General features: G+C 44.9%; 26 protein-coding genes. All 26 read left to right on the forward strand.

All coding sequences use genetic code 11. The features are described 5' to 3' along the window. Positions 1-89 precede the first annotated feature (89 nt). The 26 genes from HXT25_RS05355 (at position 90) to HXT25_RS05480 (ending at position 23,487) form a co-directional block, all read left to right on the forward strand. Entirely contained in the window at positions 90-458 is a 369-nt protein-coding gene (locus HXT25_RS05355; RefSeq protein ID WP_016797643.1) for an HNH endonuclease, read from the forward strand. A 184-nt stretch (positions 459-642) separates the two neighbouring features. Beyond that, positions 643-1,086 (forward strand): hypothetical protein, encoded by a 444-nt coding sequence (locus HXT25_RS05360; protein ID WP_050566891.1) that lies wholly within the window; start codon positions 643-645, stop codon positions 1,084-1,086. Further along, positions 1,055-2,491, forward strand: coding sequence for a phage terminase large subunit (locus tag HXT25_RS05365; RefSeq protein ID WP_422118762.1), 1,437 nt, complete (start codon positions 1,055-1,057; stop codon positions 2,489-2,491). Before HXT25_RS05360 ends, HXT25_RS05365 begins: the two co-directional genes overlap by 32 nt. Then, the gene (locus HXT25_RS05370) at positions 2,488-3,981 is read left to right on the forward strand and encodes a phage portal protein (RefSeq protein WP_422118763.1); all 1,494 of its coding nucleotides are present in this window, start codon (positions 2,488-2,490) and stop codon (positions 3,979-3,981) included. The genes HXT25_RS05365 and HXT25_RS05370 overlap by 4 nt, the downstream gene beginning before the upstream one ends. Then, complete coding sequence (locus tag HXT25_RS05375; RefSeq protein ID WP_422118764.1) at positions 3,881-5,074, forward strand: hypothetical protein; 1,194 nt, start codon at positions 3,881-3,883, stop codon at positions 5,072-5,074. The genes HXT25_RS05370 and HXT25_RS05375 overlap by 101 nt, the downstream gene beginning before the upstream one ends. A gap of 86 nt (positions 5,075-5,160) precedes the next feature. Continuing rightward, positions 5,161-5,409, forward strand: coding sequence for a hypothetical protein (locus tag HXT25_RS05380; RefSeq protein ID WP_422118765.1), 249 nt, complete (start codon positions 5,161-5,163; stop codon positions 5,407-5,409). 90 nt (positions 5,410-5,499) lie between these two features. Beyond that, complete coding sequence (locus HXT25_RS05385; RefSeq protein ID WP_422118766.1) at positions 5,500-5,961, forward strand: hypothetical protein; 462 nt, start codon at positions 5,500-5,502, stop codon at positions 5,959-5,961. A 31-nt stretch (positions 5,962-5,992) separates the two neighbouring features. After that, a complete protein-coding gene (locus HXT25_RS05390) occupies positions 5,993-6,907 on the forward strand; it encodes a phage major capsid protein (protein WP_422118767.1) in 915 nt (304 codons plus the stop codon). A 15-nt stretch (positions 6,908-6,922) separates the two neighbouring features. Beyond that, a complete protein-coding gene (locus HXT25_RS05395) occupies positions 6,923-7,309 on the forward strand; it encodes a hypothetical protein (protein WP_064340354.1) in 387 nt (128 codons plus the stop codon). Further along, positions 7,299-7,649 carry a hypothetical protein gene (locus tag HXT25_RS05400; protein WP_250309636.1) on the forward strand — a complete coding sequence of 117 codons (351 nt, stop codon included), beginning with the start codon at positions 7,299-7,301 and terminating at the stop codon, positions 7,647-7,649. The genes HXT25_RS05395 and HXT25_RS05400 overlap by 11 nt, the downstream gene beginning before the upstream one ends. Before the next feature lies 1 nt (position 7,650). Beyond that, positions 7,651-7,947: a hypothetical protein gene (locus tag HXT25_RS05405; protein ID WP_415702636.1), complete on the forward strand. Its 297-nt coding sequence runs from the start codon at positions 7,651-7,653 to the stop codon at positions 7,945-7,947. Then, positions 7,944-8,309 (forward strand): hypothetical protein, encoded by a 366-nt coding sequence (locus HXT25_RS05410; protein ID WP_422118768.1) that lies wholly within the window; start codon positions 7,944-7,946, stop codon positions 8,307-8,309. Before HXT25_RS05405 ends, HXT25_RS05410 begins: the two co-directional genes overlap by 4 nt. Before the next feature lie 11 nt (positions 8,310-8,320). Continuing rightward, positions 8,321-8,908 (forward strand): hypothetical protein, encoded by a 588-nt coding sequence (locus tag HXT25_RS05415; RefSeq protein ID WP_422118769.1) that lies wholly within the window; start codon positions 8,321-8,323, stop codon positions 8,906-8,908. A 112-nt stretch (positions 8,909-9,020) separates the two neighbouring features. Next, complete coding sequence (locus tag HXT25_RS05420) at positions 9,021-9,338, forward strand: hypothetical protein (RefSeq protein ID WP_410312235.1); 318 nt, start codon at positions 9,021-9,023, stop codon at positions 9,336-9,338. Positions 9,339-9,340: 2 nt separating this feature from the next. Further along, positions 9,341-9,727 carry a DUF5361 domain-containing protein gene (locus HXT25_RS05425; RefSeq protein WP_422118770.1) on the forward strand — a complete coding sequence of 129 codons (387 nt, stop codon included), beginning with the start codon at positions 9,341-9,343 and terminating at the stop codon, positions 9,725-9,727. After that, positions 9,727-13,389 (forward strand): tape measure protein, encoded by a 3,663-nt coding sequence (locus HXT25_RS05430; RefSeq protein ID WP_422118771.1) that lies wholly within the window; start codon positions 9,727-9,729, stop codon positions 13,387-13,389. The genes HXT25_RS05425 and HXT25_RS05430 overlap by 1 nt, the downstream gene beginning before the upstream one ends. A gap of 15 nt (positions 13,390-13,404) precedes the next feature. Continuing rightward, entirely contained in the window at positions 13,405-14,154 is a 750-nt protein-coding gene (locus HXT25_RS05435; protein WP_422118772.1) for a phage distal tail protein, read from the forward strand. Positions 14,155-14,164: 10 nt separating this feature from the next. After that, a complete protein-coding gene (locus tag HXT25_RS05440) occupies positions 14,165-16,411 on the forward strand; it encodes a phage tail spike protein (protein WP_422118773.1) in 2,247 nt (748 codons plus the stop codon). Next, positions 16,412-16,612 carry a hypothetical protein gene (locus HXT25_RS05445; RefSeq protein WP_422118774.1) on the forward strand — a complete coding sequence of 67 codons (201 nt, stop codon included), beginning with the start codon at positions 16,412-16,414 and terminating at the stop codon, positions 16,610-16,612. After that, entirely contained in the window at positions 16,602-16,760 is a 159-nt protein-coding gene (locus HXT25_RS05450) for a hypothetical protein (protein WP_422118775.1), read from the forward strand. The genes HXT25_RS05445 and HXT25_RS05450 overlap by 11 nt, the downstream gene beginning before the upstream one ends. Continuing rightward, positions 16,753-18,663 carry a BppU family phage baseplate upper protein gene (locus tag HXT25_RS05455; RefSeq protein ID WP_422118776.1) on the forward strand — a complete coding sequence of 637 codons (1,911 nt, stop codon included), beginning with the start codon at positions 16,753-16,755 and terminating at the stop codon, positions 18,661-18,663. The genes HXT25_RS05450 and HXT25_RS05455 overlap by 8 nt, the downstream gene beginning before the upstream one ends. Then, a complete protein-coding gene (locus HXT25_RS05460; protein WP_422118777.1) occupies positions 18,660-19,682 on the forward strand; it encodes a DUF6273 domain-containing protein in 1,023 nt (340 codons plus the stop codon). The genes HXT25_RS05455 and HXT25_RS05460 overlap by 4 nt, the downstream gene beginning before the upstream one ends. 72 nt (positions 19,683-19,754) lie before the next feature. Beyond that, the gene (locus tag HXT25_RS05465; RefSeq protein WP_422118778.1) at positions 19,755-20,171 is read left to right on the forward strand and encodes a hypothetical protein; all 417 of its coding nucleotides are present in this window, start codon (positions 19,755-19,757) and stop codon (positions 20,169-20,171) included. A 395-nt stretch (positions 20,172-20,566) separates the two neighbouring features. Further along, on the forward strand, positions 20,567-21,688 hold the full coding sequence (locus tag HXT25_RS05470) for an RNA-directed DNA polymerase (protein WP_422118779.1): 1,122 nt from the start codon (positions 20,567-20,569) through the stop codon (positions 21,686-21,688). Between the two features lie 316 nt (positions 21,689-22,004). Further along, positions 22,005-22,988 (forward strand): GH25 family lysozyme, encoded by a 984-nt coding sequence (locus HXT25_RS05475; protein ID WP_422118780.1) that lies wholly within the window; start codon positions 22,005-22,007, stop codon positions 22,986-22,988. Positions 22,989-23,010: 22 nt separating this feature from the next. Further along, positions 23,011-23,487, forward strand: a complete 477-nt coding sequence (locus tag HXT25_RS05480; RefSeq protein WP_422118781.1) for a phage holin family protein — start codon at positions 23,011-23,013, stop codon at positions 23,485-23,487. Positions 23,488-23,503 lie beyond the last annotated feature (16 nt).

The following is a 23,503-nucleotide window of genomic DNA, read 5'->3' on the forward strand; positions in this document are numbered from 1 at the left end:
AAGAAACCACCTCTCACACTAGAAAATAAAAGACGTTAAAGAAAGCCTCGTGGTTCATACCTCGGGGCTTTTTTGTAAGGTGCTTGCATATGCCACAGAAACCAAAGAGTAACCCACGCAGTAAGTATGGGAGCAGACGCAAAGCAATGCGCAAACGAGTGCTTGCTTACTATGACACTTGCTACTTGTGTGGCAAGCCAGTAGATAAAACTATTAAGACTCCAGATCCATTGAGTCCTGAAGTAGATGAGATAGTTCCAGTGAGTAGAGGCGGAAGCCCAACGGATTGGAATAACGTTCGACTTACACACAGGCAATGCAATCAGCTTAAGAAAGCACACACTGCAGCTTGGGCACAAGCAAGAATATATGAGAAAGAACACGGATTAGACACAGGCGTAGCGCCTGAAGCATGTTGCGACGCATATAATCAGAAAAACAGGCACTCAAATTGGTAAACACGAGTAACGCAACACAAAACGTTTCAACCTTAGAGCATTTCGGCAGGGGGAGTAACCCCACGATTTTCCAAAGGAAACCAAGCCGGACAAAGGGCTAAAATCCCCCCACTAAATAGCCATTACGTTACAGCCAAATCGTTACACGGTGATTTTTTCACTACAAAAAGGAGCAAAAGTAGCCATGAAATGCAAAAATTGTGGTCGTTTTTTCAAAACAACAGGCCGCGGACGTGCTCCAATGTACTGCAGTGAGAAATGTAGGGTAGATGCACACCGAAAAAAGAACCCAAAACCAACAAAATCAAAAAGACAAGAAGTACTTTTTGAGATTCCAGGCGAATCAAAACCAATAAAAACGACAATACCGACCGACGAATTAACAAAAGACGCATTCGACAGAATGTGTGACAGCAGACTTGAAGATGAGTTAAGATTCGCGCGCGACATTTTGCATGCAGCGCTCATAAGTCCAGATACGCCGCCAAGCGCATTGGCAAGCATGGCAAAACAATACATAGAAATAACAGAAAAGCTAGCAGGCGTAGTTGATGACGAAAAAGAAGACGACGAAAATATGGATTCGGAGGTAACTTTTGACGCAGTCTTTACTCCAGACCAAAGCTAGGCATTTTATATACCCAGATGGAATAGTTGCATCAGAATTCCCAGCATTGCAAAAGAAAGCATTACGATACGGCGTAACCTTTGACTCGTGGCAGTCTGAACTTGGCATGTACATATTAGGCAAACGCAGTAATGGCAAATTTGCTGCAGGAGTATCTGGCGTAGTAATGAGCTTACCGCGCCAAGTTGGAAAAACGTATACGATCGGAATGATTGTAGTCTTTTTATGTTTAATGCACGAGAAAACTATTGCTGTTTGGACAGCACATCACTCAAGAACAAGCGATGAAACTTTTCGCGACATGAAAGAACTGATAGAAAACAACAGAGGAATAGCAAGATTTGTAAAAGAAATACGCAAAGCAAACGGTCAACAAGCGATTGAATTTACAAACGAATCACGAATCTTATTCGGTTCTCGTGAGCGAGGCTTTCGAGGGTTACATGAAGTTTCCGTTATAGTTTTCGACGAAGCACAAATTTTAACAAATAGAGCACTTGACAACGCATTGCCAACATTAAATACAGCTTCAAACCCATTAGCTTTCTATATGGGCACGCCGCCGAGACCATGCGACCCTGGAGAAGTATTTAGAGATAAGCGCACAGCATTATTAAAAGGATCAGATAGAGATGGAATATATTTAGAATTTAGTGCAGACAGAAATTGCAACTTAGATGATAGAGAAGAATGGGCAAAAGCAAATCCATCTTATCCATCAAGAACAAGCGAACTAGCTATATTACGCTTACGCAGACAATTTTCCGAAGACTCATTCAGACGCGAAGCTCTTGGAGTATGGGACGAACTCGCATTAGCAACATCCGCAATCAACGATAAGCAATGGCAAGCAGCAACAATAAGCAATCGCATAGAAGGCGGCGTTAAAGCATACGGAGTAGAAATCCCACCATCGCGAGACCGCTTAACATTATCCGCTTGCATGAAATACTCCGACGGATACGCACACATTGAATTTTTAGAATCACATCCACTTACAGAAGGCACAGACTGGCTAATCGACTTTCTAGCAGAACGCAAACGCAACATGTTAGGAGTCGGAATCGACGCAGGAAGCGCAACAGGCATACTCTTACAAGATTTCGCAGACGCACACATCCCAACAATATCGCTAACAATGCGAGACGTAGGGCAAGCGTGCGGAAGATTCATGGACATGCTAGCAGCTGGGAAACTCACACACCTACCAGATGAAGATCAGCCAGCACTCGCAGCAGCAGTAAAAGGCGCATCAACAAGACCTCTTGGCAAAAGCGGACTTTTTGCCTGGGGAAAGTTAGGTGATGACGTAGATACCACACCACTCGTGTCTTGCACAATGGCACTACATGCAGCATTTGTAAGTAAACGACATCCTGGAAGAAAGCAGAGGCTATTAGTATGACGTTACAAGATTTTGAGAACACAAGCTCGCAACTGTTGTCATTTGGTAGCAAAATTGATGGCGTAGATGAAAAAGACATGCCAACTATTAAAAGGCTTTACGACACATGGCAACAACATTACGAAAGTAACCAAAAACGAACAAAATACTTTAATGCAGACGAAACAGTTAAAAATCTGAATATTTCCATTCCAGAAGATGTAGCTCGCAGAGTTAAAGCAGTCGTTGGTTGGAGCGCGAAAGCAGTAAGAGCATTAGCTGACTTAAGCGTTTACGATGGGTTACAAATCAACGGTGACGATGTACACAACATGCGCGCAATCGCAGAAGCAAACCAGTTCAGTGTGATTTTGCCACAAGCTATCATCAGTGCATACAAGCATTCATGTAGTTTCTTAGCAATATATAAGGACGCTGACGCAGGTGGAGCAGTAAGAATCACACCTAGAAGCGCACTCATGAGTTCCGCATTATGGGATATGGGTCACCAAGAAGTAAAAGCTGCAATGACCATTACAGGAACAAATGAGAAAAACGAAGTCAACGAAGTAAGATTCTGGCTCAAAGGCTACTCATACGAAGTTAAAAAAGTTGAAGGCGCATGGAAAGCAACACTTGCTAAACAGTCTTATCAAGGCGTATCTGTAGTACCAATTTGCTACGATCCACAGCTCGACAGGCCATTCGGACGAAGTCGAATCACAAGACCGCTTATGAGCTATACTGATATGGCAATTAGAACCTTCGTAAGAATGGAAGCAACTGCAGAGTTCTACAGCATTCCAAAGATATGGTTCTTAGGTCTTTCTGAAGATGCACAAAAGGCGCAATGGAGTAGTTACGTTAGTGCAGTCAACGGTATAACAAAGGACGAGGATGGAGATACTCCAACCTTGCAACAGCTTACACAAGCAAGTATGACTCCACACTCGGAGATGCTGAAAACGATTGCACTCATGGTATCTAGCGAAACAGGTTTGCCAGCATGTGATCTTGGTATTACAACATCAAACCCAACAAGTGCTGAAGCAATGAGTGTAGCAGAACGCAAATTAACGCGCGAAGCAGATAGGCAAAACTTGATTTTTAGCCAATCGATTATTAAAGCGCTCGGCATTGCAGTTTGCTTACAAAATGACGGAATGACAACAATTCCTCCAGATGTTTATGCGGCACAAGTTGCGTGGAAGCCAACGCAAGAAGTAAGCATGGGAGCTAGAGGCGACTTCTTCAATAAAGTTGCAGCAACATGCCCATCGTATGCAATGAACGAAATCGCATGGCGACAACTAGGGTTCAGTGACGCAGAAAGCAGGGCCCTACTCAGCGAAGCACGAAAGACGCGTGCGCTTGATTCACTTAACAATTTGCTAGGCAAGGAGACGACAATTGGTAACAAGGGAGGATACGAATCGTCTAGCAGCAGCCAACAAGAAGATAAGCGACTCAGCACAGCAAGCAGCGCAGGAAGTACTACAGAAAATAGCTAGCGCACCAACAGAAGCTGCTCGAATTGCTCTCATAGACGAACTGATTCCAGCAGTAGCATCACAATATAGCGAACAAATTGCTATGGCGGCTGCTAAATGGTATGAAGAAGTTCGCGCAGACGCATTGCCTGACGTTGACGACGGTTTTGAAGCGTCACTCGCACAAACTTATTCCAAGAAAGCAATCGTTGAAGAAATACACGATCACATACTTTCAAACAGGAACAAGTTTGATGAAGCAATCGTCGACGCTATGGATAGATGGGTTAAAATACCAGGACGCGCAACAATCGCTGAAAATTGCAAACGAGACCCTAAAAAACCACACTATGCACTCGTACCACAAGGCAAAACATGCGCTTTCTGCACAATGCTTGCAGGTCGTGGATTTGTGTATAAGTCTGAAAAAACAGCTCATAAAATGCATAATCATTGCGACTGTGTAGCTTGCCCCGAGTGGGATGCAAATCCAAACAAAATTAGAGGCTACAACCCTGACGCGCTTAGTGACGAATGGGATAAAGCCAAAAAAATAGTTTGGGAGAAAAATAAAGCAGAAGCTCGCAAAAACGGTAAAGATGCTAGCGAAGTTTTCGAACCAAGCATGAAAGAGATTCTTGCACAGTTACGGAAAACTCCTGGACTTTGTTCTGATGGATGCAAGCCAGTTAATAACACAAAGAGTTCAAAAGGTTCAATAAACATACCCGACGGAGCGCGTGTTAACAGTAAAGAAAAGCGCGCTATGCAATGGATTGCACAATCAGGGCACAACATTATAGCAAACCCAGTTTCAAATGAACGTAATGTAAAAACAGCTGATTTTACAATAGATAAAGAAACATGGGAATTAAAAACCATTTCAGGCAATGGCAAAAACACTATAGATAATGCGCTAAAACATGCGTCCAAACAAAGTTCAAATGTCATTCTAGATATAACTGATTCAAATATGCCAAGAGATTTGATAAATGCTATTGTTCAAAAACGTTTATCTAGAGAAGATACGAAACTAAATTGTGTTTGCATAATAGAAAACGGGAAAATTAACTATTACAAAAGAGCTGGTCATTCCCCCAAACCTACCCCGTGAAGGGTCAAGGGTAAGGGGGAGCCCCAGCTCTCAATTCGATTCTATCATATGGCTTTATCCTATTCAATGCTTAGAAAGGAATTAACATGACATATCTTGCTAAAGCTGCACTATTTTGCGACCATTGCAAAGCTAAAGTCGAATGTACACCCGAAGCAGAACCAACACTAGGATTTGACTTGAGGGAAGATTCTCCACTTAAAGGCTGGATAAATGTTGGGTTCAGTCACCACTTATGTGCTAATTGTGCAAAAGTCTATCTTGCTAAACGAGCAGAACTTGAACGAGAACTTAAAGAAGAATACTTAAACAATACTAACGAATTTACGCTATAACTTATAGCAATTATCAGATTTTAGCCACCTTGCAAGAGGTGGTTTTTTATTAACCAGCCCCGCATGGGGCTTTTTTATTAAGGAGAAAAGGTGGAAAACACAACACAAGAGACAGAAACCGAAAAGGTCGAAGAACTCAACAATGCCGAAACTACTTCAACAGAAGAGAAAACCGAGGAAGTAGATTACAAAGCGGAAGCTGAAAAATGGCGCGGGTTTGCACGCAAATGGGAAGCCAGAGCCAAGAGTTCAGAACAAGCAGCCGAAAGACTCAAAGCAGTAGAAGAATCTGAAGCAAAGCTGAAAGAAAAATTATCTGCTATTGAAACTCAGCGCAAACACGATGAACTCACACAACTTGTTGCAAAAGAAACTGGCGTACCAGCTGCACTATTGCGTGGTTCAACAGAAAAAGAATTACGCGATCACGCGGCGGCAATTAAAGAGTTTTCCAAACCACGAACAGACAGCATTCGCCTTAACGATGAGCCAGACGGCTTAAAAGTAGACGATACGCGCGCGTTTGTTCGCAAACTTTTTTCTAACGATTAAACAAAACCCTATGTAAGGAAGGTAAAAAATTATGTCAATTTTAGAATCTAAAGACCTAAAGCTCCCTGACCACTTGGTGAAGGGAATTGTAAAAGGTGTAACCTCTGGCTCTGCTGTTGCAGCATTGTCTGCAGCAAAGCCAACACTTTTTGGTAATTCCACACTCGTCACCTTGGATTCGAAGCCACGTGCAGAATTTGTTGCAGAAGGCGCAGATAAAGGCGCAACCAACGCAACATTTGGATCTGTAACTGTAACGCCGCATAAGACTCAGGTAACAATGCGCTTTAGCAACGAAGTGTTGTGGGCCGACGAAGATTACCAAATCGGTATTATGCAAACTCTCGCAGAGGAAGGCGCAACAGCGTTAGCTCGCGCACTCGACTTTGGCGTATTCCATCGCGTAAATCCAGCAAACGGCGCAACAACCGACTGGACGAACTACCTTACTTCTACAAAGAAAACCGTTGATGCTAGTACAAGCATTGACGCAGACATTGAAAAGGCAATTGGTTTAGTTTTGACAGACGGGGAAGGAACGGACGTAAACGGTTTAGCACTTTCCAAGCCAGCTGCTTACGCTCTTGCTACAGCTAAAGACAAGCAAGGTCATTTAATGTACCCAGAACTTGGATTTGGTACTGGAATGACTCAGTATAAGGGCATTAAAACAGCTGTGTCTACTACCGTAAACGGTCTTCCTGAAATGAAGCAGGACAGTGGCATTAAAGCTATTGTTGGCGACTTTACGAATGGTGTGTATTGGGGCATTCAGCGCAATCTTCCATTGGAACTTATCCAATTCGGCGACCCAGACGGTCAGGGCGATTTGAAGCGTAAGAATCAGGTTGCGTTGCGCTTGGAAGTTCAGTACGCATGGTACGTATTCGCGGACCGTTTCGCTGTTGTTAAGGCACCAGCTGGATCAGCAGTTGTATCTCACTAATAGGAAGGCGCTAGCATGGAAGTGTTCGCAACGTTTGACGACGTAAAGGCGCGCTACCCAGCAGCCTCAACACGAAACCGTGAAACGGTAGAAACACTGATATCTGATGCGTCAGCTCTTATGCAAGCAAGCGCGCCAAAACTCACAGACAACAAGCGGCTACTTTGCTTCGTTTGTTGCAGTGTAGTACGGCGCGCTCTTGCAGCAGCTGAAAACGTCGGCGACGGAATGACTGGAGTAACGCAAACGTCACAAACCGTGGGAGCTTTCTCACAATCGTGGAGTTTTACGAATCCAGCTGGTGACTTGTATTTAACTCGCGCTGAAAAACGCTTAATACGAGGGCAAGGCGCGCAAACAGGCTTTCATGTGAACCTTACAGGAGATTCAGATGAAAGGTGAAACAGTAACCGTTCTTTTCCCAGTATTTAACGGAGTTGACGCACTCAACAATCCTATAGAAGTAGCACCAAAAGAGGAACAAGTAGAAAATGTGCTTGTTTCTCCAGGAAGCGGAGTATTTGCTAACGCAAACGCGGATAGCGAACTACAGCCATACGGCATAGAAGTGTCACGCATCTGCTACTTTCCCCGCTCATGGACTTACAAAAGCCTACGAGGAGCAAAAATTCGGATTCGAGGACGCGAATATTCAGTGCTAGGAGACCCAGAGCCACTAGACGGAGGTATGAGTCCAACTGCATGGAATCTCGAAGTCGACGTAACAGATAAGGAAGGATGATGTGAGCAAAAACAACGTTAAATTAAACTTTGACGGCTTCCTACAGCTGCGACGAACAGCAGGGCACACAGTAGTAGCAAAAGTAGCACAAGAAATTGCGTCAAATGCTACATCAATGGCAACAACCACAAAAAGCGGAATACACCCGAAATATGTGGCATTGCCAGTAAAAGATACTAAACAGGGTGCCGTCGCAATCGTTACAGCAGCAAGCAATCCTTCCAAAGAATGGCTGGCAACAATGCGCTCAGAAGGACGGCATCACTGGTTAGCAAAAGCTGTAGGAGCAGGTAAATGAAAACCATTGAAGAAACAGTTATCACTTATCTCAACACAGAAGGACGCATCGACGGTTTCGAAGCATCAGGACTTGTGCCGCAAAACGCAACAAGCTCAAGCAGCTTCATAACGGTAGAAAAAAATGGCACAAGCATAAGTGACAGAAAAAGAATTTACACTCTTTCTGCATCAATTTATGCACCAAGCCAAATAAAAGCCGCAGAAGCTGCAGATGCTCTTGCCCTCACGCTTATAGCGATGCCAGAGCATGCAGAAAACGTTGCAAGCGTGATCATCGATACAGTCACAATCTACCCAGACCCATACACCCCATATCATCATCGATTCATGGTGAACTTCAGAATTAACACACCTTTATAAAGGAGATTTTTATGGTTAGAAAAATTGCTATAGCAAAACAATTCCCAGGCGGCGTACTTTTCGTAGCGCCAGTGGGTACACCGTTGCCTACAAATGCTACCGAAAAGCTGAATGAAGCTTTTAAGAATGTAGCGGACTTGAACGAAGACGGTATTACAAACAGTCCTGACGTGGATACTACAGACGTCGACAATATGGATGGGCAAGAGGTAGCGTCGTTTATCACTTCTTATTCAGAAAAAATTCAGTTCACAATGTTAGAGACAACAGCTACAGTGCTTAGGACTCGATACGGAAGCACTCGCGTCACAGCCAACGGAGAAGACGTTATTTCTTACACTACAGGAACGCCTAAAGTTGAGCATATAAGCATTGTTGCAGAGTTGCTCTTAGAAGGTATGAACAAGAAGCTACGCAAAGTATTCCCCGATACAGTTCTTACAGATTCTGATGATGTTCAATATCACGCTGGAGACGCTATTGCATATGGCGTAACATTTGCCACCTTCCCAGATAAGCAAGGCAATAATTCATACAATTACTTTGCAGATTTGGGCGCGTCACAACCAACCAGTGGCGCATCTTCTTCTCAGGGCTGAATCTAATTAATCTTGCTCACGTAGGGCTTTTATTCCTTTCACTTACGTGAGCAGCTCTTAACAAAACGAAAGGAACTTTTACTCTTTTACACACTCTCAAAAAGGCATAAATATGACGCAAGAAAAGAAAATTGTACCTAAAGATGAGCCAATTCTTGTATCCATCAAAGGCATAGAGCTTACAGTCGACCCACAAGTGCTAGACGACCTGGAGACGTTGGAGCTTCTTTCACAATTAAACCCAGCAGATGATACAGAACCTAACGCTTTCGCACTTATTCCATTACTTAAACGACTTTTTGGAGAAAAGTACAAGCAAGTTAAAAACGCTTTACGAAATAAGGAAACAGGACGAATCACTATGGAAGAAGTATCCTCTTTCGTATCTGAATACTTGCGTAAAGTCTCCCCAAACTCCTCACGCTCGTAGAAATGCTACGCATCGCGCCAGACACTTTACGCGCGGACATTCAAAGATTCTACGGGCTTAACTTAGACGAAACAGGCGAAAGTATACGCGTTAGGCGAATGGCTGATTTAGCAGCAAATTTGCCAGATTGTGCGCTTATTTGGGGAAAAATAAATCCACAAGCACAATGGGACGCAACGCGACAATTGCTTGCAAATATTGCAGACAATACGGCTTTTCTAGCATTTTGCAAAACAAAAGATGCGAGCAAAGGCAAAAAATTCAGTAATACTATCAAGCGGCCTGGTTCAAAATCGAATACTAGCAGCACCACAATCAAAACAGGTCATGCGGAAAGTAGTGAAGAACTTTACGCTTTGCTTGGTATAGATAGAGAAAGAGACGAATAATGGCAAAAGGCGATACTGGCATTAATATTGCGCGCGCTTTCGTAGAAATCGTTCCATCTACAAAAGGCGTAGGTAAGGCTATTTGCGACGCTTTCAATAATGCCAACAATAGCGTTTCCCAAAAAGGCTCTGAATCTGGCAAAAAATATGCAGTTGGATTCAATCAAAACGTTAGCAAAATTGGAAGCAATATTGCCCAAAAACTAACATCAGCTAACTCTACCGTTATACAAAAAGGCTCACAAGCAGGCACAGGGTATGCAAGCACTTTTTCTCAAAAAGCAGCAGGAATAGGCGGCAAAATCCAGCAAGCACTCAACTCTACAGCATCTCACGCGCAAAAAAGTGGCGAAAACGCAGGCAGCGGATTTGCTAAAGGTTTTGGCTTAAAAATGGGCATGATTAGCGGCATAGCTCAATCTGTTACCAGCAAAATTCTTGGCGCTTTTGGCGGTATTACTAGCGAAATCATGAGCGCCTCCGACTCTGCACAGAAGTTTGGCGCAACATTGCAATTTGCAGGAGTAAGCAGTAACCAGATTAAAGAGCTTACCAAGTCAACACAAACGTACGCAGATAAAACTGTGTATGATCTTGAAGATATACGCTCAACTACAGCACAGCTTGCATCAAATGGAGTAAAGGGATACGACAAGCTCGCTGAAGCAGCTGGAAACTTGAACGCAATCGCAGGTGGAAACAAAGAAACATTTAAGTCCGTCGCAATGGTTCTTACTCAGACTGCTGGTGCTGGAAAACTCACAGCAGATAACTGGCGCCAGCTTTCGCAGGCAATACCAGGCGCATCTGGCAAGATTCAGGAGCAACTTAAGAAAAACGGTGTATACACTGGTAATTTTGCTGATGCAATGCGCGAAGGCAAAATTACCAGCGAAGCCTTCAATAAAGCATTGCTTGATCTAGGATTCAACGATGTTGCCGTAAAAGCTGCACAAAGCACAGTAACAATCGAAGGCGCATGGGGCAATCTGCAAGCGTCTGTTGTAAAAGCTGGAATGATAATCTTTGACTCAATCAAAGGTCCAACAACTCAAGCAATGAGCGCAATTGCAGATGCAATCGGGGACCTAACTAACTCGATGCAAGCACCATTGTCAGCTGCCATTAGTGGAGTTGTTGACTGGTTTGGAAAACTCTTTGCGGCAATGCAAAACGTTGGAGTATTCGAGTCTTTTAAAGCAATATGGCAATCATTGTGCGACATCTTCAAAGAAGTATTCAGCATTGCTGGAGGATGGGGGGCGCTATTCCCTCCAGAGTCGTTATCTGCAGCCTTAAAGGGAGTTCTCGACGCATTAAATGGTGCCTTGCAAGTAGTTAAATTCTTGACGCCTGCTTTATCCCCGCTTATTGCAGCATGGGCAGGATATGCAATTGCCGTAAAAGCCGCACAAATTGCCACATCAGGGTGGTCCAGCGTTACAAAAATAGCCGCAGCAGCACAAGCAGCTTTTAACGTTGTAATGAGCATGAACCCTATAGGAGCAGTAGTACTCGCATTAGCAGCACTTACTGGCGTTTTAGTTTGGTTCTTCACACAAACAGAAACAGGGAAAAAAGTCTGGCAAGCACTATGTGAAGGATTCTCGCAATTTATTAATGGCATTGGGTCAGCATTAGGCACCGTGTGGAACGGAATCATAAGCGGATTCCAAGGGTTCATCAATATATGCTCAAACGTTTGCAAAGCAGTGCAAGGAGCAACACAAAGCATTGCAGAGACATTAGGCCCTATAATTTCTACTGTATTAGGTGCTATTGGAGCTGCTTTTGGCCAACTCGTTCAGATAATTGGAGCTGCTTTTGGCCAACTCGCTCAGATAATTGGAGTCGCATTCGACGCTCTCCCTGCTCTTTTCAGTAAGATTGGCGAAGCTTTGCAAAGCTTATGGGATATGATATCAAGCACTGTTGGACCACTTTTTGAGCAACTTGCCAAAATAATTGGTCCTACTTTTTCTGAATTCCCTGCTCTTTTCAGTCAGCTTGGCGAAGCGTTGCAAGATCTATGGAATATATTTTCTACTGTATTAGGTGCTATTGGAGCTGCTTTTATTCAACTCGCTCAGATAATTGGAGTCGCGTTCATTGCTCTCCCAGTTCTTTTCAGCCAGCTTGGAGCAATATTACAGGGAGTGTGGAATATAGTGTCAAACGTTGCAAAAGCGCTCGGCACTGCGCTTTTGCAAGCTGTTCAAGCAGTATGGAATTTCTTGCAGCCGGTATTCCCTGCGCTTTTGCAAGCTGTTCAAGCAGTATGGAATTTCTTGCAGCCGGTATTCCCTGCGCTTTTGCAAGCTGTTCAAGCAGTATGGAATTTCTTGCAGCCGGTATTCCCTGCGCTTTTGCAAGCTGTTCAAGCAGTATGGAATTTCTTGCAGCCGGTATTCTCTGCAGTTGGACAAGCAATACAACTTGTATGGCAAGCCCTCCAGCCGTTAATAAACGCTATAGGAACATTAATACCTACAGCAATAAACATAATGACACCACTACTACAAGGAGCTTTTTCTATAATTTGCACAGTATTTCAGACTCTTGGCAACATAATTGCAGCTGTATTAATGCCAGCTTTTAATGCGATTATTCCAATCGTTTGCGCTGTTGCACAAACGGTAGGAGGAGTCTTACTTGCTGCATTCCAAGCAATTGTAGGAGTAATACAGGGAGTCATTCAAGTATTTACTGGAATTATTCAATTTATAGCCGGAGTATTTACGGGCAATTGGAACAAATGCTGGCGGGGTATTCAAAATATTTTTGGCGGTATTTGGACTGCGATAAAAAGCATCGTAACTGGCGTTTGGAATGCTATAAGTTCTTTAATTCAAGGAGGGTTACAAGTACTTCAAACCGTCTGGAACACAGTATGGAACGCCATTAAAGGCATTGGAGAAGCAGTTTGGAATGGAATAAAAGCGATTATACAGACTACTCTTAATACAATTAGCAACGTTTGGAACGCTTGCTGGAATGGTGTAAAAAGTTACTTCGGCACCATTTGGGATGGCATCAAAAACGGTGCTAAAGCTGGCATTGACGCTGTGTTCAAATTTGTTACTGGTCTTAAAGATAGGATTCTCGGGTTCTTCAGTGGCGCTGGGCAATGGCTATGGAATGCTGGCAAGGCAATCCTTAACGGTTTGCTCAAAGGCTTAAGAGCTGCATGGGACGGTATTTGTAATTTTGTCGGCGGCATTGGCTCGTGGATTGCCAAGCACAAGGGACCAATATCCTACGATAAGAAGCTACTTATTCCAGCGGGCAACGCCATCATGCAAGGCTTCAGCAAAGGGCTTGGTGATTCATGGCAAGGCGTACAAAAGCAGGTTGCAGGGTTTACCAAGCAGTCTGGGAATTGGTTTAATGACGCGAACGCCATCCGCTTAAGGACTACTGTTATGCCACCTGATGGAGGCTGGAATGCTCAACAAAATCAGATAGCAAAAGTTGCAGCAAATTATGAAGTCGACGCATCAAGAACAGGCTTAACAAAGCAGGATCTATACGATGCGTTCGATGGAGTAATGAGCCAAGGCATAACGCTAAAACTGAACGGTCGCGGCGGAGAAGTTATGGCTGGAATACTCGCAAAGCCAATGAACAATGAGCTAAACAAAATGGCAACACTAGGAAGATAAAAGAAGGGAACAATAATGCTGGAATGTAGAATCAACAAAATCCCACTCGACGAATGGGGGCTGAATCTCGAAAAAAGGGGAATCAGCATAGAAGCACCAAAACCAACTACTTCCAGCATTACAGTTCCTGGACTCAACGGCGCGCTAGATACAACAGTAGAAGACGATACGCACACAGCGTTCCTACAAAAACGCGCAATCACCTTAAGCCTCTACGCTTTAGGCGATTTAGCCACAGTAAACGCTCTTTTTGAACATATTGCCAAAGAAATTCATGGAAAGAACGGAAGCCTACAAACAAGCGACTCAAACGGAGAATATCGCGGACGATGGAGCATATCAAACTGGAACACAATACGAAACTGGCAAGATTCATTCCACTGTGCCCTACTGCTAGAACTATCACTCGATGCAGATCCATACGTTTATGGCAAAAAGCACACATTCAGGCTACATGAAGGTGAAAACCACGTGGCAATATCAGGTAGCAGTCCAGTGTGGCCGCAATTCTCGCTCTCCATTGACACAGGCTCAGCATCAATATCTAGGCAAGATGGCAAAACTCTTACCTTTAGCACAGGCTCACACATGAATGGAGTACTGACAATCAACGCGAATCCGCAAAGCAGAAATTGCAGGATCAACAACAATGTTATTCTTCCAACAATTGATTCCGACTACTTCACGCTGCTACCAGGAGCAAACACAATCACATGTACAGGCTGCAGCGGAACGCTCGAAGCAACACCATTAACTTTAATATAAAGGAGCATCAATGCGATTTGCTCACGTAAGCTACAACGACATACTAAAGCCAGATATTACATCTATTATTAAAGCGGTAAGCACATGCGCAGTAGACGGCACAGATACTCTTGATATTACGACGCTTGATGGTGGTATGGAGAAAAATGACCGCTTGCTTTACTTAGATGGCAAAGACTTGTGGCATGAGGATATTGTACAAAGCGTTGAAACACAGCGCGACGAAGGCAATCCAATTACTACAGCGTATTGTGTGAATTCTATTGCAGAACTTGGAAGCGTATACATACTAGACAAACGAGGGCGAAAAACAACCGCACCAGAGCGCGCGAAAGTAGCATTAGAAGGCACGGGATGGAACGTTGGCACTGTAGATAACGGCACCATACGCCATTACGCTGATCTAAACTTCTACCATCAAAGTGTTCTAAAATCTTTACAAGACATTGCAAAAACATACGGGCTTGAGATTGAAACTAGCATAAGCGTTGAGAATGGTAAGGTTACGGCTCGTACTGTAAACCTATTGGAGCAGCGTGGTAATAAGAATGCTGAAAGGCGATTCGAGTACGGTTGCGACTTAAAGAGCGTTAAGCGCACTCTTATGGCTGAGCAGGTTATTACGCGTCTTTACGCTTGGGGTAAAGGTGAGGAGAAAACAGACGATGATGGCAACGCCACGGGCGGATACTCTAGGCGTATCGGTATCAAGGAAGTAAACGGTGGTAAACCGTATCTTGACAATGTTGAAGCGCAAAAGTATTGGGGGGTGCTTGAAGGCGACGCGGTTTTTGAGGATTGCGATGACCGTAATGAGCTTTTAAGGCTTGCTAAGGCGCGATTGGCACAAGTGTCGAAGCCTCAAGTAGCGTACGAAGCTGACGTGGTGAATCTTGGTCGTGCTGGGTTTGATGCGCATGGCGTGAGTGTTGGCGACGCTGTGCAGATTGTTGATACTACGTTCACGCCTCCTATTCGCGCGGAAGGGCGTGTGCTGAAAATAGAGGAAGACTTACTCGATTCTGTTGATGCTACACGTATTACGCTCGGCAATATCTGCGAGTCGTATACTCAAAGGCGGCGTGCGATGCAACAGAAGCTTGATGCGCTTATCGCTCAATCTGATGAGTGGAATGCTGTCGCAGATGGCAACGGCTTGTATGTTCGAGATCTTATTGGGCGCATGAATGAAATTCTCAATGCGCGTGGCGGTTACACGTATTTCACGCCTAACGCAGGTTTGTACGTGTATGACAAAAACAAGGATAAAAATCCTACTACTGTGACTCAGATTAGTGGCGGATTTTGGCGCATCGCAGATTCCAAAAAATCTAATGGTGACTGGGACTGGAAGAATGTTTGCGACGGGCACGGACTTTTTGCGAACCGTATTTACACTGGTATTTTGAGTGACGCTCAGGGGCGCAATTTTTGGAATCTTGATACTGGTGAGTTCTCATTGCAGGCGGCGGCGAAGATTGGTGGTAAGACCGTTCAGCAGATTGTTAACGATAGCGCGGATGGTGTTATAAGCAAAATGAACGAGTCGCTAACGCAGGAGGCTATTTTTAACAAACTCACTAATAATGGTGAGACGCAGGGCATTTACTTGAGTGGCGGACATGTGTATTTAAACGCGTCTTACATGCGTACTGGCTATCTTAGCGCGGACATGATTAAGACTGGTAATTTAGACGCGAATCTTATTCGTGCTGGTCGTATTCAGGATTACGCGAACTCTAACTGGTGGGATTTGACGAACTCGAGTATTCACGTGTCTCGTGGCGAGATTGGCGGAATGACGATTAATAATGGCATGATTTACAACGACCACATGGCTTTGATGACTGACGGGATCCATTTCTCTACGTCTGCAGGTAACAGTTTTGGGCACATTGGATATCGCGCTGGTTATTCAGGTGAGGCGACTATGGCGTTTGAAGCGGACGACTGGCATACATCCCTTAGCTGGTGGTGTGGAGGTCAGATGCGTATGCTTCTTAACAATGACGGTATAGGCGCGTCGCCTACACCGGGTTTCACTATTTTTGGCAACCTTTCGCTTTCGAATCGAAGCCTCACGAACGCGGTTATTGACAAAACGTGTCGCGTTTCTGGCGGCGGCGTATTTATGCCTGTGCGTGAGTATTACTTGCCTTTTGAGATTAATCAACAGACAGGCGTGGTGTTGCAATGGCAGCCTGTTCGTTTTGGCTTTAGTCATGGTTTTGTTACTACTGAGGATTGGGGTTATTAAATGACCGATGAGAAAAAATATGTTATTCCGCCTTACCTTGAGATGCCGAAGAGTCCTCCTTGCCCACCGCCTGAAAGAGTGCACTTGAAGGCTGACAATACGCAGCAGCAGATTTTACTGAAGCTTGACGCGATTATGCAAGCTTTAGGAATCAAAAATATTAATGGACATAACGGAGAGGAGTCTTCTGATGGAAGATGAGAATACTATCACTTTAACTAATCTACAACTTATGATCGCGAATCTTAGTTTGGATAATGCGAAGCTGCAGGCGCGCAACAGCGTGCTTTCTAAGAGAGTGCAGGAGCTTGAGGCTGCTGCAAATAGTAAAGGTGGAAAGCATGAGTGATTTTACTAGCGTTACGCGTTCGATTATTCAGCTCGATTATGCGAACGCGTTTATTCCTGATGTTCGGTTGAACGGTGGGGATGAGAACGGACGCATTATTCGCGTGCAGCTTCTTGAGAATGGTGTCCCAGTTGATGACTCAACTGTTGAAGTGTTCCTATGCTGGAATAAGCAGCCGGGGGTTCTTATTGGTGACCGTGTGAAAATGGAAGCGAAGGACTCGGATGATGGCCGCATTTGGCAGGTTACGGTTCCGGTTGCTGCATGCCGCATGCCGGGCACGATGACTCTTGGTTTTGAAGTGAAGCGTGAGAATACTGTTGTGTGTTCTCGCTCGTTTACTGCTATTGTGGAGCGTCCGGTATTTGATGCCGGTTCTTCTGAAGGTAAGTCGTATCGTCAGGAGCTTGAGGATGCGGCACAGGGAGCTGTTGAGGCTACGAGTAAGGCTAACGCGTTGAGTGAAAAATTCACGCACCTTGTTGAGCAGAGCGAGCAGGTTGCAAAGAACGCTCAAGCAGCTGTTGAGGCTGCTAATCAAGCTGCGCAAAAGACTGAGAGTGTTTGTAGTGCGGCTAGCGAGGCTGCTGGTAAAGCGTCACAGGCGGCACAAGACGCGCAGAGTGCGATTGGCCGTGCTAACGAGGCTGTTCAACAGTGTGATTCTAGCAAGCAGACTGCTGATCAAGCCGCTAAGCGTGCTGACGATGCTGTGAGTAGCATGAAGCAGACTGTGCAGGACGCGGCAAACGACGCGGCCAGTAAAGTTCAGCAGGCGGTTGAGCGCGCGAATAGCGCCGCGCAACAAGCAGACTCGGTGCGTGAGAAAACAGAGGCAGCAAACAAGCAAACCGAAACTGATTTAGCAGCATTAAAGGAAGAAGTTGTTAAAGCTCAGCGTGCTGGCTTTAGCGCGTCGTCTAGTGCTCAAAAGTGCGATGAGGCTGCACAAGCTTATAGGAACGTGTCTGGTGAGGTGGCTCAAGCTAAGCAGACTAGCGAACAAGCTGTAGAAGCGGCTAATCAGGCGCTCCACACGGCTCAAGAGTCTGCTACGGCTGTGGCTCAAGCTCAAAGTGTTCTTGACCAAGTCAAGACGGCTGGAGAAACAGCCGCTAAGGTTGTTGGCGCTGTTGAAGAGCTTAAGCAGACTAAAGAGGCTGCACTCGAAGCTACTCGTACCGCTAACGCTCAAGCGGCGGCAGCTGGAGAGGCGGCAGGGAAAGCCAATAATGCTACTAGCACGGCGAATAGTGCGGCACAAGCGGCTACTGAGGCGGCTGGTAAGGTTACTCAGGCTTTGCAAGAGTCTGAAACACGGTTGAAGGCTGTTGAGCAGACGGCGGCTGACGCTAAGAGCACGGTCGGTACAGCGAACAGTACGGCGGATGCTGCACGTAATACGGCTGAACAAGCTCAAAGCAAAGCCAATGATGCAGCTATTGCGGCTCAACGTGCACAATCCACGGCTAACAGTGCTGTTGAGCAAGCTGACAATAATAAAAATAAGATAGTGTCAATGGATAATGCGTTAACAGCGTGCCGTGAAGGTAAATACTTGCGCGCGGGCGCTGGTGTTGAATTTACTAGCCAAAACAATCCAATGGACGGTATTATCATTTCTACAAAATCACAGATTTATACTCTTACTGTTACAGCTGATGAGTTTAAAGAGAACATAGCGAATATTCCGATTCCTGACTCAATCGTTGGCACTCACCACGTGCGAACTATCTCTTTAAAACCAAAATCTCAGAATGAAGTGAAATTGTATGCTGAAGCATCTCCTATTTTCTTGGATTCAGACGATGACTCAAGCATTGATGCTGGATACTTGAGAATCATTGTTAAGAAACCAACGACATTGAAGTTTACTGTTCTTGAGCAGGAGGTAGCACAATGACGGTTATACAACCTATTTTCTACGGCGGTAGTGGTAGCGGTGACGTGAAGTTGAAAGCGTTGAAGCCACAGTATAATTCTGTGACTTTAGCGAAAAATCAAAGTATTGACTTTACCGTTACGCCTGAGTTGGATTTGAGCAAATTGGACTTGTATAGTGTGTCTTGTGACGATCCGCGTGTAACCATTGAGCGTCGTGACGGTGATAAGTGGCATGTTGCAATGCCTGATGAGAAAATTCCAAATACTACTACTACTCAATTGCATTTGCGTGCGAATGATGATAGTGGCGTGAACGTGGATGTGCCTCTTACTTTGCAAGCTGGCTTGACTGAGAGTGAGGCTCGAGATTGGTTTACCTCGCATTCGTCGTCTAAGCAGCTTACTCCTAGTTTTGAGCCTTTGCCTGGCTGGAAGCCGTTTAAGGATTATGCGTCGGGTGCAGAGATTATTGCGCGCGCTATCCGTGATAATAAGCGCTACATGGTAAACGTCGGGGATTATTTCGATGAGACGGTGAATGGTACAACATACCGTTGGACTATCGTGGAGTTTAATCACTATGGGCGAAACGAGGCGCTTATGGTGCCAGATAAGCTGATACCAGGCGATGGTACATTTGGCAGCAATAATACCTATAGTGGCTCTAATTTGGAGAGTAGGTTTAACGAATTTTATAATTCAATGCCAGCGTCATTGAAGCCTTATGTACTCGCGACGGCGTTACCGTGGACGGACCAATACGGCTCACAAAGTACTGTTACTGAGCATGTGTTCCCACCGTCTGAGATTGAGGCTTTTGGCGAAAAGCATTATTCTAAAGAATCTTCTAGCTCTTACAGAAAATGGGCTTGTTTCTCTGACAATGGTAGTCGAGTACGCTCCAATAGAGATTATTGGCTTCGCAGCACGTGTGGTGGCTACTCGGTCTACGTTCCCGTTGTCTACAGTGACGGCTCGTACAACTACCACTACAGTAACCTCGCGTACGGCGCGTGCCCGTGCTTCTGCATCGCGTAGGATACGCGCATCTATCAATTCTTGGGGTCGCCTTTGTGCGACCCCAAACTATATCTAAAGAAAGTATTTAAGATGAGTCAAGTTTATGCAAGACAAAGAACAGAAACTCTTACGGGGTATGTGGTAACCGCTAGCAAGATCCGCATCGAAACACTAAAACTAATAAAACGCGAAACTGTACTACCGAAATCACTACGCTTTCTGGTAGGCAAAGATATAACAAGCCACGCTGAAAGCTTAGAGCGTGAGGCTGAGCACGCTTACGCATGGTACCCGTCCGATGAAATGCGACTAATGGAGCGCAAAAAGCATTTAATAGAAGCAGGTGCATCATGCATTGATCTAGTGCACGATTTGCAGATGCTTTTCCAACTAGGAACCGTAAAACGTGGCATGGCAGCATTACAGCCGCTGCTTGATTTAATTGAGCAAGAACGCACAATGTTAACATCACAGCTTAGCCACGCTCGAACAGTAAAACAAAAATAATAACTCTTTGGGGATTAAACCATCAGCACGTATGGTGGCAACTCGGACTACGTTCCCGTTGTCTACAGTGACGGCTCGAACAACTACCACAACAGTAACAACGCGTACGGCGCGTGCCCGTGATTCCGCATAACGCTAGACCTAGTAGCACTAAGTGCGAACGCAATGCAATGCAGAAGGGGTTTAATCTCCATCGCTATCAAGCGTAAAAAAGTGTCTGATAAGATGCAGCGGACGTCAAAAAAGTGCATGGCAATCGTACTCGCTTACCACGATTGTTTCATGCTGTTATCTCAAGCTGCTATGGAAGTCGCCTTGCACCCCGATAGCGTATCCGTCGGGCTTTAGGAGCAGCATCAGACACCAACTCTACTCTTTTATATAAAGGACTACATATGAGTATTAAGCGCGTTGAAGCACGATACAAGCGCAGGCAAATCAAACGGCAACACAATCGCGCAGCACAAACCAAGACGGCAACGTTTGAAAACACTAGCAGCCTACAGTCGCTCACTGACGCGGCGTATGAGGCGTGCAAAACAATCAAATGGAAAAATAGCGTGCAACAGTATATGAACAGTGCGATGCTTAATACTTTACGCGCTCACAAGCTCATGACCAATAACGGCAAAATAACAGGGCTTCGCAAGTGTTTCACGATAATGGAGCGCGGCAAGGTGCGGCATATTCAATCTAGCACTTTCTGGGAGAAAGTAATACAGAAAAGTATTGCAAGAAACGTTTTAATACCTTGCTATACGCGCTCGTATACTCACGGCAATAGCGCAAACCAACGCGGTAGAGGCGAAATGTATGCGATAAAACTACTACGCAAACAGCTCGCACGACACTACAGGAAGCACGGTTCGCAAGGCTGGATACTGTTGTGCGACTACTCGAATTATTTTGCGTCAATTCCGCGCGAGAAAGTCTTACAGCAAGCCTCTGAGCGAATACAAGATGCTCGTATCATGCCATGGCTAGAGCAGCTCATGAACGCAGAGTGCGATAGTGGCCTTGGTTTAGGCGCTGAAACCAACCAGCAATTGGCCGTAGGATACGTATCACGCATAGACCATTGGATAGAAGAGTGCTCAGGTTGTGAGGCAACCGGACGCTACATGGACGACCTATACGTTATCGACTCGGATCTGCTTAAACTACGCTCGACGCTAGATGAGATTAAAGAGATGAGCGCCGAACTAGGCTTAACACTTAATTCAACAAAAACGTATATTACGTCATTACATCATGGCTTTACGTTGCTTAAAAAGAAATGGTATTACACGCAAACTGGACGGATAATAACGCGTCCGATACCGAAGACAATTAAGCGAATGAGACGCCATTTGCGTGCATTGACGCGGCTTGCAGACCGTGGCGAAATCAGCTGGAAGCAAATAACAGCCATGTATCATTCATGGCGCGGAACACTTAAGCACTATAACGCTTGGAGAACAATTCAAAGCATGGACGCTTATTATAAGCAGCTCAAAGCGAAAAATAAGACACTTTAGGACAGCATAGGATAAATAGGAAAACAAAAAGGTACTTTCAATAGTGTTTTGGGTACTTTGGGTACTAATTAAGGTACTAATTTCAGAAAGTTCAGTAAAAGTACGGTAAGAGTCCAATAAGGTTAAAACGCAAAAAGTATGATACGCACGATTAACTCACGATTAATCAAAGTAAAAACCGCATAAAATCAACGTTCAGTAGAATTTTTCGAACGATTAGCACACGATTAGATTTTGAACTTGTTCGGAAATCCCGAACAACTCAACTTTTAAGCCACGCAAACAGCGTGGCTTTTTTAATATAAGGAGGAAGAATATGGCATTAAACGGCATTGACATATCGTGGTATCAGCGCGGCATTAATATTGCCGCAGTACCAGCTGATTTTGTCATCGTTAAAGCCACGGAAGGCACATGGTATACAAATCCGTGTTTCCGCGAACAAGCCGACGCGACGCTAAACAGCGGCAAACTGTTGGGAATCTACCACTATATTAGTGGCGGCAACTGGCAAGCCGAAGCAGAATACTTTGTAAATACTGTAAAAGACTATGTTGGTCGCGCCGTGCTCGCACTAGATTTTGAAAGCGGCAACAATAGTGCTTATGGTGATACGGCATACTTGCAACAGTGCGCTCAAACAGTCTACAACCTTACAGGCGTGAGAACTATTCTTTACGGTGGTCAGCGAGACTATGAGAGACTCGCAGTCGTTAGCAAAGCAACAAATTGCGGCTTGTGGATAGCACAATACGCGAATAATAATCACACTGGATACCAAGATTCGCCTTGGAATGAAGACGCTTATAGTTGCGCAATACGCCAATACTCTAGTGCTGGAGCATTGCCAAACTACGGTGGCAATCTTGACCTTGATAAGTTCTACGGAGACCGCGCCGCATGGGAATCATACGCAAAAAGCGATAGGCAGCAGTCACAAGAAGAGCAGCCAATGCCAGCCATATCTGAGATCACACACGACGAAGACATTAGCACTGTTTACGTGCACATTCCATGGAGCGTGCAGCAGGATATCAGAATGGCTGTTGTGCGAGTCGGGAATATTGTGACCGTAAATGGTTGCGGAGGCATGAGCGCTGGAGACGCGCAATGGGCAAAGGCGAACGAGTACATACCAGAAGGCTTCAGACCTACCTCGCTCGCAGCGATCACACTAACTGGAGGGCGCGCAGCATTGCTAGTACAGCCAGACGGCTCGATTTACTACGACGGCGATGCGCGCAACTGTACTACACACCTTAGCGGCGCATGGATAACAAAAGACAACCAACCAGAATAAAAAGACAATAAGGAGAAAAAATATGAATGATATAGAAATATATTTCCTCGAGATTGCAGGCGGAGTAGTGCTGTTCGATTTTATCAGCGGATTTGCGAAAGCACTCTACACTCACAGCGTAGCTAGCAGCAAAATGCGCGATGGGCTGTTCCATAAGTTTGCGTACGTACTGGTCGTTGCTATTTGTATCCTGTTTGACTATGCACAAGCTAAAGTTAATCTCGGGACTCACGTTCCACTTGTGTCAATTGCGTGCGGATATATTATTCTTACAGATACTGTTAGCTTCTTCGAGAATCTCACAGCATTCAACTTGCAGATTGCGAACATGCGAGTTGTAAAAGTCATTTTATCTGTACTTGCTTGTGTAAAAAATTACATTGACGGACAGGCAGACGACGCTATTAATAATGGCAAGCACGCGGCGTTGACTGAGGCTGATATTGAGCTGGATGGACGCGGCAAGCCAACAGACGTCACGCCTACTGAAAATAAGTAGTGTGCGATATGCTTAA

Source organism: Gardnerella sp. DNF00476, from assembly GCF_049262735.1.
Lineage (GTDB): Bacteria > Actinomycetota > Actinomycetes > Actinomycetales > Bifidobacteriaceae > Bifidobacterium > Bifidobacterium vaginale.

Excerpts from the sequence above, each read along its gene's own strand:
- HXT25_RS05355 (WP_016797643.1), top strand. The coding sequence starts at position 90 with ATGCCACAGAAACCAAAGAGTAACCCACGCAGTAAGTATGGGAGCAGA.
- HXT25_RS05360 (WP_050566891.1), top strand. The coding sequence starts at position 643 with ATGAAATGCAAAAATTGTGGTCGTTTTTTCAAAACAACAGGCCGCGGA.
- HXT25_RS05370 (WP_422118763.1), top strand. The coding sequence starts at position 2,488 with ATGACGTTACAAGATTTTGAGAACACAAGCTCGCAACTGTTGTCATTT.
- HXT25_RS05380 (WP_422118765.1), top strand. The coding sequence starts at position 5,161 with ATGACATATCTTGCTAAAGCTGCACTATTTTGCGACCATTGCAAAGCT.
- HXT25_RS05390 (WP_422118767.1), top strand. The coding sequence starts at position 5,993 with ATGTCAATTTTAGAATCTAAAGACCTAAAGCTCCCTGACCACTTGGTG.
- HXT25_RS05395 (WP_064340354.1), top strand. The coding sequence starts at position 6,923 with ATGGAAGTGTTCGCAACGTTTGACGACGTAAAGGCGCGCTACCCAGCA.
- HXT25_RS05400 (WP_250309636.1), top strand. The coding sequence starts at position 7,299 with ATGAAAGGTGAAACAGTAACCGTTCTTTTCCCAGTATTTAACGGAGTT.
- HXT25_RS05410 (WP_422118768.1), top strand. The coding sequence starts at position 7,944 with ATGAAAACCATTGAAGAAACAGTTATCACTTATCTCAACACAGAAGGA.
- HXT25_RS05415 (WP_422118769.1), top strand. The coding sequence starts at position 8,321 with ATGGTTAGAAAAATTGCTATAGCAAAACAATTCCCAGGCGGCGTACTT.
- HXT25_RS05420 (WP_410312235.1), top strand. The coding sequence starts at position 9,021 with ATGACGCAAGAAAAGAAAATTGTACCTAAAGATGAGCCAATTCTTGTA.
- HXT25_RS05425 (WP_422118770.1), top strand. The coding sequence starts at position 9,341 with ATGCTACGCATCGCGCCAGACACTTTACGCGCGGACATTCAAAGATTC.
- HXT25_RS05430 (WP_422118771.1), top strand. The coding sequence starts at position 9,727 with ATGGCAAAAGGCGATACTGGCATTAATATTGCGCGCGCTTTCGTAGAA.
- HXT25_RS05435 (WP_422118772.1), top strand. The coding sequence starts at position 13,405 with ATGCTGGAATGTAGAATCAACAAAATCCCACTCGACGAATGGGGGCTG.
- HXT25_RS05440 (WP_422118773.1), top strand. The coding sequence starts at position 14,165 with ATGCGATTTGCTCACGTAAGCTACAACGACATACTAAAGCCAGATATT.
- HXT25_RS05445 (WP_422118774.1), top strand. The coding sequence starts at position 16,412 with ATGACCGATGAGAAAAAATATGTTATTCCGCCTTACCTTGAGATGCCG.
- HXT25_RS05450 (WP_422118775.1), top strand. The coding sequence starts at position 16,602 with ATGGAAGATGAGAATACTATCACTTTAACTAATCTACAACTTATGATC.
- HXT25_RS05455 (WP_422118776.1), top strand. The coding sequence starts at position 16,753 with ATGAGTGATTTTACTAGCGTTACGCGTTCGATTATTCAGCTCGATTAT.
- HXT25_RS05460 (WP_422118777.1), top strand. The coding sequence starts at position 18,660 with ATGACGGTTATACAACCTATTTTCTACGGCGGTAGTGGTAGCGGTGAC.
- HXT25_RS05465 (WP_422118778.1), top strand. The coding sequence starts at position 19,755 with ATGAGTCAAGTTTATGCAAGACAAAGAACAGAAACTCTTACGGGGTAT.
- HXT25_RS05470 (WP_422118779.1), top strand. The coding sequence starts at position 20,567 with ATGAGTATTAAGCGCGTTGAAGCACGATACAAGCGCAGGCAAATCAAA.
- HXT25_RS05475 (WP_422118780.1), top strand. The coding sequence starts at position 22,005 with ATGGCATTAAACGGCATTGACATATCGTGGTATCAGCGCGGCATTAAT.
- HXT25_RS05480 (WP_422118781.1), top strand. The coding sequence starts at position 23,011 with ATGAATGATATAGAAATATATTTCCTCGAGATTGCAGGCGGAGTAGTG.